Source organism: Dactylosporangium sp. NPDC005572, from assembly GCF_040605515.1.
Classification (GTDB): domain Bacteria; phylum Actinomycetota; class Actinomycetes; order Mycobacteriales; family Micromonosporaceae; genus Dactylosporangium.
Genome location: NZ_JBEXCY010000298.1, coordinates 1 through 11,799, shown reverse-complemented (window position 1 = coordinate 11,799; position 11,799 = coordinate 1). Strand labels below are relative to the sequence as shown.

Sequence of the window (11,799 nt, the reverse complement as noted above, 5' to 3'; positions counted from 1 at the left end):
CTTGCCGAAGGTGATCGGCATGATGCCCGCCCCGGTCAGGGTCACCGTTTTGGGCCGACGCGGAGCGCGCGGCGGCCGGTGGCGGCGTCTCCCGCAACTACGAGCGCGGGGCGCTGCCGTGGTCCGGTCATCCGCGGGGCGTCGCACCGAGCAAGGCGGCGCCGTCCCCGGCGCGGTCGTCGGCGCAGCCGGCGTCACCGCCGCCGTCGGCGGCCGCCTCGCCGGCGCCGTCACCGACCGCCCACACTCCCGTCGGCGGCCTGAGCCAGGCGGAGATGAACAACGCCGTCGCGATCATCGAGGCCGGCCAGCAGATGGGCCTGCCGCCACGCGCGTACGTGGTGGCGATCTCCACCGCCCTCCAGGAGAGCCACCTGCGGGTCCTGGCGAACCCGAACGTGCCGGGGTCGACGAGCCACCCGAACGAGGGGGTCGGCTACGACCACGACTCCATCGGCCTGTTCCAGCAGCGGCCGAGCTGGGGCAGCGTCGAGCAGCTGATGGACCCGCACGAGTCCGCGCGCCGGTTCTACGCCAGGCTGGTCACGATCCCCGGATGGGTGCAGCTGGCCGTCACCGTCGCGGCGCAGACGGTGCAGGTGTCCGCGTTCCCCGACGCCTACGCCCGCTGGCAGCCGCTCGCGGAACAGATCGTGGCCGCCGTCGTCTGAGCCGAGCCTGAATCGAGTCTGACCGCCCGGGCCCTGGCATCGCCCGGGCGGTCACTCACATTCCGGCCCGCGATCGCCCGGTTCGTCGTGAGGATCGGGCCATGTCCGCACTCAGGCAGGGAACATGACACGGCTGCGCCGCGGCGCGGCGACGCTGATGGTGCTCGCGGTAGCAGCACAGGTCGGGCTGTCCGCGTGCGACAGCTCGAAGAAGCCGACGGCGACGAAGGTGGTCGTCCCACCGGTCGGGTTCGCCGTCACCCCCGGCACCGGGAACTCGGGTGTGCCGGTCAGCACCGAGATCGGCACGCAGGTCACCAACGGCAGGGTCACCGGTGTCGCGCTCGTCGACGCGGCCGGCCGGCAGATCGCCGGAGAGCTGCGCGCCGACGGTTCGGCCTGGGTGCCCAGCTCGACGCTGCAGTACAACGCCGCTTACACGGCGAAGATCACGGCCGTCGGCAAGGACGACAAGCCCGTGACCCACGAGAGCACGTTCACCACGATGGCGAAGCCGGGCGGCGCGGCCGTCACGTCCGAGCTGATCCTGAGAAACGGCGCGACGTACGGCGTCGGCATGCCGATCGTCGTCGAGTTCGGCTCCGACGTGCCGCCGGAGTCGCGCGCCGCCGTGCAGCAGCGCCTCTTCGTCAAGAGCGACCCGCCGCAGCCCGGCGCCTGGCACTGGTTCTCCGGCCGGCAGGTCATGTACCGCCCGGAGAAGTACTGGCAGCCGGGCACGAAGATCACCGCGCGGAAGGCGCTCGACGGCGTGAAGATCGGCGACCGCTACGCCGACGAGGACGCCTCCGCGACCGTGACCATCGGCCGGAAGCTCACCATCGACATCGACAACGCGACGAAGCAGCTCAGCGTCTACGTGAACGACGCGCTCGTGAAGACGGCGGCGGTCAGCCTCGGCAAGCCCTCGACACCGACGTCGAGCGGCACCACCGTGATCATGTCGCGTGAGGCGTACACGGTCTTCCGCACGCCCGAGTACGTCGCTCCGGTGCAGTTCGCGATGCGCCTGACGTGGGGTGGGCAGTACATCCACGCCGCACCGTGGTCGGTCGGGGACCAGGGCCGCCGCAACGTCTCACACGGCTGCACCAACGTCTCCACGGACAACGGCCGGTGGCTGTACGAGCAGACGCTCGTCGGCGACCCGGTGACCACGCGCAACACCGAGGTCGGCCTGGACGCCGGCGACGGCTGGACCGTGTGGGACATGCCGTGGGAGCAGTACAAGAGCTGACCGGCATTCGGCGGAACCTGCCTGCGCGGAGCATGGTTGGGGGAGCGGTCCCGGCGCGATCGGGCGCCGCTCCCCCCACCTCCGGCCGCGACGGGAGGTGAACCGATGAACGCCGTCGCGGACCTGACCGCCGACGCGGTCCGGGAGCAGTCGCGCCTGCGGCCGATCCTGCGCCGGTTCGACCTCGTGTTCTTCCTGATCTGCACGGTCGTCGGCCTCGACACGATCGGTGCGGTCGCCCGGGACGGGGCGCAGGGCTTCACCTGGCTGGTGTTCCTCGCCGGGTGCTTCTTCGTACCGTATGGGCTGCTGATGGCCGAGCTGGGCGCGGCGTTCCCGTTGCAGGGCGGCCCGTACATGTGGTGCCGCCTGGCGTTCGGCCGGTTCGCCGCCGCGCTGGTCACCGCCCTGTACTGGTGCTCCAACCCGATCTGGCTCGGCGGGACGCTGACCATTCTCGCCGTCTCGGCGTTCGACACGTTCGTCGTCCCGCTGCACGGCCCGGCGAAGCTGCTGTTCGCCCTGGCGTTCATCTGGTCCGCGGTGGCCTCGGCGATCGTGTCGTTCCGGCTCGGCCGGTGGATCCCGAGCATCGGCGCGTTCGTGCGCGTGGCCGTGCTGTGCTTCTTCACCGCGTCCGTCGTGCTGTACGCGGTCCGCAACGGCGTCCACGGCATCAGCGTCCCCGCGTTCGCGCCCGGCTATGCGGGCTTCATCGCCGTGGTGCCCGTGCTGATCTTCAACTACGTCGGGTTCGAACTGCCCAGCGCCGCCAGCAAGGAGATGCTCGACGCCCGCCGGGACGTCCCCCGCGCCGTCGCCCGGTCCGGTGCCGGTGCGATCCTGCTCTACGGCGTGCCGATCCTGGCGATCCTGCTCGTGCTGCCGGCGTCCCGGATGAGCGGCGTCGGCGGGTTCCTCGACGCGGCGAAGGAGGTGCTCACCGTCTACGGCGGCACCGTGCACCCCGACGGCACGGTCACCCTGACCGGCGCCGGCAAGGTGCTCGGCGAGCTCACCGCGGCGGCGTTCATCTGGGCGCTGCTGTCCAGCGGCGCCACCTGGCTGATGGGCGCCGACCGCGTCCTGGCAGCGGCCGGCGCCGACGGTGCCGCCCCGCGGGCACTCGGGCGGATCTCACCCCGGTTCGGTACCCCGGTCACGGTGAACCTGCTCAGCGGCGCCATGTCGACGGCCGTGATGCTGCTGGCGTTCTGGCTGTCCAGGGGTAGCGCGGAGCGGTACTTCGAGGCCGCGCTCGGCGTCGCCATCTCGACCACGATGATCGCGTACCTGGGCATCTTCCCGGCCCTGGTACGCCTGCGCCGCACCCAGCCCGCCGCGCACCGCCCGTACCGCGTTCCCGGCGGTACGGCCGGTGCATGGGTGGCCAGCGTCCTGACCACGTTCTGGGCCGGGGCCGCCACCACGTGGCTGCTCTGGCCGGGGCTCGGCGTCGACTGGTTCGGCGCGACGGGCAACCCCGACCAGGCGCTGCCCGCCGGCGTCGGCCGCACCGCCTTCGAGCTCACCCAGGTCGTCCCGGTGCTCCTGCTGCTCGCCCTCGGCGTGCTCTTCTACGTCGCGGGCGCACCGACCAGAGCCCGCGCGGCGGCTACCAGGTCGGCTCGCGCTCGGGAATGCGGTCCGCCGGCTGATGGGGCAGGAAGATGCTGATCGGCGGCAGCAGGTACTCGGCGTCGGTCACCTGCGCGCCCCACTCGGTGGCCGTCGCCGGGTCGCCCGCCTGGCGCACCGTGTGCACGGACAGGGCGGCGCTCGGCGCCGCGCCGTGCCAGTGCCACTCGCCGGCGGGAACCACGATGACGTCGTCGGTGTGGATCTCGTGGATCTTCCCGCCGCGCCGCTGCACCCGACCGGTCCCGTGCAGCACGCGGATCACCCGCTCGTGGTCGCAACGGTGCCACGCCGTACGCGCGCCCGGGCTGAAATGGGCGCCGGACGCCAGCAGGCCGCCCGGTTCCGCCCCGCCCGGGTGCTGCTCGATCCACACCACGCCGTGGTACCAGCTCGGTGAGCCGGGCGTGCCGGCTCGCGTACGGACAACGTTCAAGGATGCCTCCGAGATGAGGGCCGGCTCCGTCGGCGCCGGCGCGACTGCGCACGGCATTGCCATCACGACAGGTCCGAAACCACCACCTCGTATGAACCGTGGGGTGGCCTCACGACGGCACGGTCAGGGCGGTCCGCAGCCGGGTGGCGTCCTGGCTCGGTGGGATGCCGAACTGGCGGCGGTACTCCCGGCTGAACTGCGAGAGGCTTCCGTAGCCGACGCGGCGGCTGACGGCGCCGATGTCGTCGGCGTCCGCGGCGGCGAGCTGGAGCCGGGCGTGCTGGAGCCGCAGCTGTTTCTGGAACTGGATCGGGCTCATGGCGGTGACGGCGAGGAAGTTGCGATGGAAGGCCGAGACGCTCATGCCTGCCTGCTGGGCCACCTCCTCGACCAGGAAGCGCCGCATGTAGTTGTCGCGGATCCACCGCACGGCCCGGGCGACGTGGCTGAGGCTGCTGTCGGGCAGGCCGAGCTGGCGGACCGTCGCGCCCTGGTCGCCGGTGATGAGCCGCCAGAGGATCTCGCGTTTGACCAGCGGTGCCAGCACCGGGATGTCGCGGGGCCGGTCGAGCAGGCGCACGAGCCGCAGGACGGCGTCGAGCAGCTCGGCGGGCGCCGCGCTGACGGCGAGGCCGCTCGGCGCGTCGGGGCCGGCGTCGGGCAGCTCGCCGGGTGCCGCCTGCAGCAGCAGGTCGGCGACGGCGGCCGGGTCGAGGTGCAGGCCGACCCCGAGGCCGGGAAGCTCCGGACTGGCCTCGACGAAGTGGCTGCTCACCGGCAGGTCGACCGATGCGACGAGGTACTGCCCGGCGCCGTAGTGGTAGACGCGGCCGCCCAGTGCCAGCCGCTTGGTGCCCTGCGCGACCACCGCGAGCACCCGGCCGAAGACGGTCGGCGTCGGCGGGTACGGCCGGTCGGCCCGGAAGATCAGGACGCCGTCGATCCCGGTCGTCAGGTCGGGCCGGGCGTGGCGGGCCAGCAGGCAGCGGAGCTCGTCGAGGGCAATGCGTCCGATTAAACCGCGCCGGACGGGAACGCCGGGATCGGGCAGGATCAGGCGGGATCGGCAGGATCAGGCCAGCATTCGCGACTTCTGGGCAAGCCGGACCGGCTCCCGGGCTGGTTTCATGTGTCTTTCGGCAGTCCGGTCGTACCCCAGGAGCACAGGTGCATGGCGAACTCTGAACTCTTCGGCCGCCGTGCCGAGCTCGAGCAGCTCGCCGGCTTCGTGGACGGCGCACGGGACCGCGGTGCCGCGCGGCTGATCTGGGGTGAGCCCGGCGTCGGCAAGTCCGCGCTGATGGCCGCCGCGGCGCAGCTGGCCCGCGAGGCCGGGGTGCGGGTGCTGCGGGCGTCCGGATCGGAGTTCGAGGCCGACGTCAGCTACTCCTGCCTCAACCAGCTGCTCCTGCCCGTCCACGAGCACCTCGACCGCCTTCCGCCCGGTCCGCGGGAGGCCCTGGCGGTGGCGCTCGGCTTCGGTGCCGGCCCGCCGCCGGACGCGCTCCTGGTCTGCAACGCCGCCCTGCTGCTGGTCCGGACGGTCGCCGCCGACGCGCCGGTGGTCCTGCTCGTCGACGACGTCCAGTGGATCGACCGGGCCAGCGCCGTGGTGCTCAGCTTCATCGCCCGCCGGCTGGACGGCTGCCGGGCCGGCCTGCTGGCGTCGGCCCGGACCGGGACGGGGAGCCTCCTCGACCCGCGGGGACTTGCCGAGATCGTCGTGGCGCCGCTCGACGACGAGGCGGCCGGGCAGCTGGTCGACGCCACCGTTCCACGGCTGACGCCCCGGATCCGCCGGCGGCTGCTGGACCTGGCCCAGGGCAATCCGCTGGCGTTGATGGAGCTGCCCTCGACGCTGGTGGGCGCCGTCCACCGGCCGGCGGCGCAGCCGGAGGTGGTGCCCCTCAGCGACCGGCTGCAGGCGATGTTCGCGGCCCGCATCGCCGGACTGCCGGGCCCGACCCGCCAGTTGCTGCTGCTCGCGACGTTCGAGGGCACCGGCGACCTCCGGGTCCTCCGGGCCGTCCCCGACGACCAGCCCGGCCCGGCCGACCTCGCCCCGGCGGAGCGGGCGCAGCTCGTGCGGGTCGACGATGCCACCGCCCGGATCGCGTTCCGGCACCCGCTGATCCGCTCGGCGATCGTGGCGATGTCCACGCACGAGGAGCGCCGCGGCGCGCACACCGCCCTCGCCCACGCGCTGCGCGGGGACCGGCACCGCCGCGCCTGGCACCTGGCGGCGGCCGCCGTCGGACCGGACGAAGCGGTGGCGGAGCTGCTCGAGGACGCGGCGCACCGCGTCATGCTGCGGGGGGACGCGCTCGCCGCCGTCACGGCGCTGATCCGCGCCGCCGAGCTGAGCGAGACGAGCTCCGGGCGGGGCCGGCGGCTCGCCGAGGCCGCGTACATCGGCGCCGAGGCCGGCGGCGCCGTCGACGACGCGAAGACGTTGCTGACCGATGCCCGGCTGTCGGCGCCGGACGGCGCCGGCTCGCTGCACGCGGCCAACGCGGCCGCCTTCCTGATGCTCAACGGCGACGGCGACGTGAACACCGCGCACCGCCTCCTCGTCGGGGCCATCGAGACCGCCGGGCACGGCTACCGGGCCGAGGATCCCGCGCTGGTCGAGGCCATGCACACGCTGCTGCTGCTGTGCTGGTACGGCAGCGCCCCCGGGTACTGGGAACCGTTCTACCGCGCGCTGGGCCGGATGCAGCCGCAGCCGCCCGACGTCCTCGCGCTGGCCAGCCGGACCTTTCCCGATCCGGTGCGCACCGGCGCGTCGGCGCTGCCGCGGATCGACGCGATCGTCGGTTCGCTGCCCGACGAGGCCGACCCCACCCGCATCATGCGGATCGGCACGGCGTCGGTCTACCTGGACCGCCTGGGCGACTGCCGGGAGTCCTCCTGGCGGCTCGTGCGGCACGGCCGGGACGGGGGACCGCCCCGGCGGCATCTCGGTGCCCTGATGCACCTGTGTCTGGACGACTACCTCGTCGGCCGCTGGGACGAGGCCGAAGAGCTCGCGCTGGAGGGACAGCGGGTCTGCGCCGAGACCGGCTTCTCGTTCTTCGCGTGGTACTTCCGGTACAACCGGGCGATCATCGCCGCCGGCCGGGGCCGCTTCGATGAGGCGTACACCCTCGCCGACGAGATCAGCCACTGGGCGCTGCCGCGCGGTGTGTCGGCCGCCGCCCTGTTCGCCCACCATCCGCGCACGCTGGCCGCCCTGGGCCAGGGCGACTGGGACGCCGCGTTCCGCCATGCCGCCGCGATGAGCCCGCCCGGCGTGCTCGCCTCGCACGTGCCGCACTGCACCTGGGTGATGTTCGACCTGGTCGAGGCGGCGGTACGGACCGGTCGTACGGTCGAGGCCAGGGCGCACGTCGAGGCGATGCGGGCCGCCGGCGTCGCCAGGCTGTCGAGCCGGATGGCGCTCATCCAGGCCGGCGCGGACGTCCTCGTCCAGGACGACGACGCGGCGACGGAGCGGCTGGAGGCGTTGCTGGCCGGTCCGGCGGCCGAGCGGTGGTTGTTCGAGGCGTCCCGGATCCGCCTCGCCCTCGGCGAGCAGCTGCGCCGGACCAGTTCGGCGTCGCGCGCCCGCCGCTACCTGCTGGCCGCGCTCGACGGGTTCGCCGCCATGGCCGCCGAGCCGTGGATCGAACGCACGCACACCGAGCTGCGCGCCACCAAGTACCGGCTCCCCAACGCACGCACCGACGGCCCGGCCGCCCTGACCGCCCTGACCGCCCTGACCGCGCAGGAGCTGCAGATCGCCGAGCTGGCGGCCAGCGGCCTGACCAACAAGCAGATCGCCGAGCGCCTGTACCTGTCGCACCGCACCGTGGGCGCGCACCTCTACCGGATCTTTCCCAAGCTCGGCGTCGCCTCGCGGGCCGGGCTCCGGGACGCGCTGTCGTCGGGCGCCAATCCCCGGTAGCCGTCCGCGGCCGGCGCGCTGAGCGCGGCGGCCTGTTCCTCCTTCTCCTCGAGCAGCAGCTCCAGCAGCCGCCGGGTCGTGGGATCGTCGTCGCCGACCCAGCGCACCGCCTCCTGCAGCGTCTGGACGAGGATCCTGGCCGCAACCAGGTTCTCGGTCACGATGCCGGCGCGGTCCCCGTCGGGGTACGTCCGGAACGCCACCCGCGAGCGGCCGGCCAGATGCTGGGGGTCGTGGTCGGCGACGGACCCGAGCTGCCCGATCCGCGCCGCGAGCCGCCGCGCACCGGCCCGGTCACGGTCGGCGCAGGCGTGGAGGAACTCCGCGACCGCCCGGTCCGCCGGCGCGCGGACGAGCAGCGCGTGCTGCTCGTACTGCAACGACGACACGACCAGGCTCGCCAGCAGCACGTTCAGCAGCCCAGTCACCGCCGCCAGCTCGGCCCGGTTCGACGGCGTGACCGGCCCGTCGTCCAGGTCGAACAGCGCCCGGTCGCGGACCTCGCGCGTGCGCATCGCTGCTGGCGGCGATCCGGCGGGTCCCCGCCCGGCAGGCGTCGTCATGCGCTCGATGGTCGGACGCCGGCCGCCGCGGTACATCTGTCAAACGACCTAACGAGCGCGACCGGCGCCCCCGATTAGGTCGCCGGCCGTCGCGACCTGCGAAGTCGCAGACAGATGACTGATGAGCGCGACCGCGCCGCGGCCAAGAGTGGAGGTCACCACCGAGAAGGAGCGACCATGACCCGACCCGGCATCGACCCCGAACTGCGGGCGCTGCTCGCCGACCTGCCCCTGTCCGCCGAGCTCACCCCCGAGCTGCTCGCCCAGATCCGCCAGATCGCCTCGACACCGGTCGACGCGCTCCTCGACGGTCGCGCCGTCGAGCGTCGCGAGGTCACCCTCGCCCGCCCCGACGGCGCCCGGCTGCCGCTGTCGATCCTCAGCCCGCAGCGGGCCGAACGCTCCACGGCGGCGCCGTGCGTCTACTGGCTGCACGGCGGCGGCATGGTGATGGGGGACCGGTTCTCCCAGCTCGACATCCCGCTCGAATGGCTCGACCGGTTCGGCGCGGTGGTGGTCACGGCGGGGTACCGGCTGGCGCCGGAGGCCACCGGCACGACCCTGGTCGACGACTGCTACCACGGCCTGCGCTGGACCGCCGAGCACGCCGCGGAGCTGGGCGTCGACCCCGGCCGCATCATCGTGGCCGGGATCAGCGCCGGCGGCGGCCTCGCCGCCGGCGTCACCCTGATGGCCCGCGACCACGGCGGGCCGGCGATCGCCGCCCAGGTGCTCATCTGCCCGATGCTTGACCACCGCAACACCACCACGTCCAGCCGGCAGTACTCCGGCGAACCGGGCGTGTGGACCCGCGAGATGAACGAGTTCGGGTGGCGGTCCGTGCTCGGCGCCGACGCCGCCGACGTGCCCGGCTACGTCTCACCCGCCGTGGCCGAGGACCTCTCCGGCCTGCCGGCCACCTACATCGACGCCGGCTCCGCCGAGGTCTTCCGCGACGAGGACGTCGCCTACGCCAGCCGCATCTGGGCCGCCGGAGGCCAGGCCGAACTGCACATCTGGGCCGGCGGCTTCCACGGCTTCGACGCCCTCTACCCCCACACCCGCGTCTCCGCCGCGGCCCGCCGCACCCGCAACAACTGGCTCACCCGCCTGCTGAGCGCGCTGTCCACCGCCGAGCGCCAGGACCTCGCCGGGAGCGTCGCGCCGTGACCACCGTCGCCCGTACCGAAGGTGCCGTGTTCCTGCGCGAGTTCCTCCGCGCCCCGTTCACCGTCGCCGCCGTCGCACCCAGCGGCGGTTCGCTGGCCGACGCGGTCACCGCGACCGTGCCACGCGCCGGCGACCCGCTGGTCGTGGAGCTCGGCCCGGGCACCGGCGCGTTCACCGCGGCGATCCAGCGGCGGCTCGCCGGCCGCGGCCGGCACCTGGCCATCGAGATCAACGCGCGGTTCGCCGAACGCCTCACGCACCGCTACCCCGAGGTCGACCTGACCGTCGCCGACGCCCGCGACCTGCGCGACGTCCTGGCCCGGCGGGGCGACCGGCACGCGGACGTGATCGTGAGCGGCCTGCCGTGGGCGGCGTTCGCCCCGGGCTGCCAGGACGACCTGCTCGACGCCGTCGTCGGCGGCCTCGCCCCGCACGGCGCGTTCACCACCTTCGCGTACACGCACACCCGCTGGGCCCCGCCGGCGCGCCGGCTGCGGCGTCAGCTGCAGGCACGGTTCGAGGAGGTCGTGCGCAGCCGGACCGTGTGGGCCAACCTGCCGCCGGCCTTCGTCTACGTCTGCCGCCGACCCGTCGGGTAGCCGGCGCCGCACCGCTCGTCCACCACACGTCCACCACTCATCACCATCGAACAGGCGGACCAACCATGCAGATCGCCATCGTCACCGGTGCCAGCTCCGGGATCGGACAGAGCAGCGCCGTCCAGATCGCCCGGCGCGGAGCGGGCGTGATCCTGACCTACCACGGCAACCAGGCCGGTGCGCTGGAGACCGCCGCGATGATCGACAAGGAGGGCGGCAGCAACGCGGCCCTGCGCTCCGGGATGGAGCCCGGCTACTCCGCCTACGGCACCATGAAGGGCGGCCTGGTGGTGCTGACCCGCTACCTGGCCAAGGAGCTCAGCACCCGCGGCATCCGGGTCAACTCCGTGTCTCCCGGCTCCACCCGGACCCGCATCGCCGACAACGCCTTCGAGCGCTTCCCCGAGGTGATCCCGGGCATCGCGGCGAAGACCGCCCTCGGCCGGCTCGGCGAACCCGACGACATCGGCATGGTCGTCGCGGCGCTGCTCTCCGCGGAGTGCCACTGGATCACCGCTCAGGACGTCGAGGTCTCCGGCGGATACAACCTTTGAGCACCGGCCCGCGTCAGCGGTGTATCACGGCGGCGCGTGACCGATCCGTTCCTTGCCTGTTCCTTCGCATCGAAAGGGTCGGTCACCATGGGCGCCGCAGTTGCGCTGTTACCGCATCCACCGACCCCTGGTGCTGCACTTCCACCCGTCCGACTCGGGCCTCACGGCCCCGGCGCGCCCGCGCCGGGGCCACCGCGCGAGACCGGGGTGGGACCGTGATGGCATTAGGCTGGGCCGCATGACCGCAGCCGGCCGCGTCGACCTGCATCCCCTGGACCGGACCGGCCTGCAGGCGGTGGTCGACGCCGACGCCACCGGCCGGCGGTGGCACCCCGAGTTCCCGCTCCAGGACGACCGCGACGCGGCCCGCATGACCCTCAAGCACGCCGACCCGGTCTTCGGCTGCTACACGGTCGTGGAGCGGTCGACCGGGCTGGCGGTCGGCACGATCGGCTTCTTCGGCCCGCCCGACGAGTCGGGCGTCGCGATGATCGGCTACGGGCTGGTCCCGTCGGCGCGCGGCGCCGGCTACGCGACGGAGGCGCTGCGCGCGCTGGTCGCGCTGGCGTTCGCCCAGCCGGGCGTGCGCCGGCTGGAGGCCGACCCGCTGCCGGACAACGTCGCGTCGCACCGGGTGCTGGAGAAGGCCGGCTTCGTGCACACCCACTCGACCGCGGACGCCCACTGGTACGCGCTGGACCGCCGGCCCTGATCGCGCGGCTCAGCGGGGTGGGAGCAGGCCGGCCTGCTCGGCCGCGCGGAGCAGGCCGATCCGTGACGAGCAGCCCATCTTGCGGTACAGGCGGGACAGGTACGCCTCGATGGTCTTGGCGCTGTAGCTGAGCTTCCGGCCGATCTCCTGGTTGGTCAGGCCCTCGGCGATGAGCTCGACGAGCCGCAGGTCGAGCTCGGTGAGCTGGGCGCCGTCGGCGGCCACCGGGCCGGGGCGCGGCGCCGGGTGGCC

At 73.6% G+C, this 11,799-nt stretch carries 12 protein-coding genes; 8 read left to right on the top strand and 4 right to left on the bottom strand.

Going from position 1 to position 11,799, the window contains the following annotated elements:
• Window positions 1–275 precede the first annotated feature (275 nt).
• From ABZS66_RS57180 to ABZS66_RS57170, 3 genes are all read left to right on the top strand, one after another.
• Window positions 276–671, top strand: a complete 396-nt coding sequence (locus ABZS66_RS57180) for a hypothetical protein (protein WP_354772668.1) — start codon at window positions 276–278, stop codon at window positions 669–671.
• Window positions 672–795: 124 nt separating this feature from the next.
• Complete coding sequence (locus ABZS66_RS57175) at window positions 796–1,929, top strand: Ig-like domain-containing protein (RefSeq protein WP_354772666.1); 1,134 nt, start codon at window positions 796–798, stop codon at window positions 1,927–1,929.
• 105 nt (window positions 1,930–2,034) lie between these two features.
• The gene (locus ABZS66_RS57170) at window positions 2,035–3,606 is read left to right on the top strand and encodes an APC family permease (RefSeq protein ID WP_354772664.1); all 1,572 of its coding nucleotides are present in this window, start codon (window positions 2,035–2,037) and stop codon (window positions 3,604–3,606) included.
• On the opposite strand, the gene ABZS66_RS57165 is transcribed toward ABZS66_RS57170, so the two are convergent.
• Both ABZS66_RS57165 and ABZS66_RS57160 read right to left on the bottom strand, forming a co-directional pair.
• Entirely contained in the window at window positions 3,545–4,003 is a 459-nt protein-coding gene (locus ABZS66_RS57165) for a cupin domain-containing protein (RefSeq protein WP_354772662.1), read from the bottom strand. The genes ABZS66_RS57170 and ABZS66_RS57165 overlap by 62 nt on opposite strands.
• A 109-nt stretch (window positions 4,004–4,112) precedes the next feature.
• A complete protein-coding gene (locus ABZS66_RS57160) occupies window positions 4,113–4,934 on the bottom strand; it encodes an AraC family transcriptional regulator (RefSeq protein ID WP_354772670.1) in 822 nt (273 codons plus the stop codon).
• Window positions 4,935–5,174: 240 nt separating this feature from the next.
• On the opposite strand from ABZS66_RS57160, the gene ABZS66_RS57155 reads away from it, so the two are divergent.
• Window positions 5,175–7,949: an AAA family ATPase gene (locus tag ABZS66_RS57155; protein WP_354772660.1), complete on the top strand. Its 2,775-nt coding sequence runs from the start codon at window positions 5,175–5,177 to the stop codon at window positions 7,947–7,949.
• On the opposite strand, the gene ABZS66_RS57150 is transcribed toward ABZS66_RS57155, so the two are convergent.
• Window positions 7,868–8,512: a ferritin-like domain-containing protein gene (locus ABZS66_RS57150; RefSeq protein ID WP_354772658.1), complete on the bottom strand. Its 645-nt coding sequence runs from the start codon at window positions 8,510–8,512 to the stop codon at window positions 7,868–7,870. The genes ABZS66_RS57155 and ABZS66_RS57150 overlap by 82 nt on opposite strands.
• A gap of 177 nt (window positions 8,513–8,689) precedes the next feature.
• Here ABZS66_RS57150 and ABZS66_RS57145 point away from each other — a divergent pair, with 177 nt between their 5' ends.
• The 4 genes from ABZS66_RS57145 (at window position 8,690) to ABZS66_RS57130 (ending at window position 11,547) form a co-directional block, all read left to right on the top strand.
• A complete protein-coding gene (locus tag ABZS66_RS57145) occupies window positions 8,690–9,682 on the top strand; it encodes an alpha/beta hydrolase (protein WP_354772656.1) in 993 nt (330 codons plus the stop codon).
• Window positions 9,679–10,281 carry a methyltransferase domain-containing protein gene (locus tag ABZS66_RS57140; protein WP_354772654.1) on the top strand — a complete coding sequence of 201 codons (603 nt, stop codon included), beginning with the start codon at window positions 9,679–9,681 and terminating at the stop codon, window positions 10,279–10,281. The genes ABZS66_RS57145 and ABZS66_RS57140 overlap by 4 nt, the downstream gene beginning before the upstream one ends.
• Window positions 10,282–10,346: 65 nt before the next feature.
• Window positions 10,347–10,835, top strand: a complete 489-nt coding sequence (locus ABZS66_RS57135) for an SDR family oxidoreductase (RefSeq protein WP_354772652.1) — start codon at window positions 10,347–10,349, stop codon at window positions 10,833–10,835.
• A 238-nt stretch (window positions 10,836–11,073) separates the two neighbouring features.
• The gene (locus ABZS66_RS57130) at window positions 11,074–11,547 is read left to right on the top strand and encodes a GNAT family N-acetyltransferase (protein ID WP_354772650.1); all 474 of its coding nucleotides are present in this window, start codon (window positions 11,074–11,076) and stop codon (window positions 11,545–11,547) included.
• 9 nt (window positions 11,548–11,556) lie between these two features.
• On the opposite strand, the gene ABZS66_RS57125 is transcribed toward ABZS66_RS57130, so the two are convergent.
• On the bottom strand, window positions 11,557–11,799 hold a 243-nt coding region (locus tag ABZS66_RS57125; RefSeq protein WP_354772648.1), incomplete at its 5' end, for a LuxR C-terminal-related transcriptional regulator.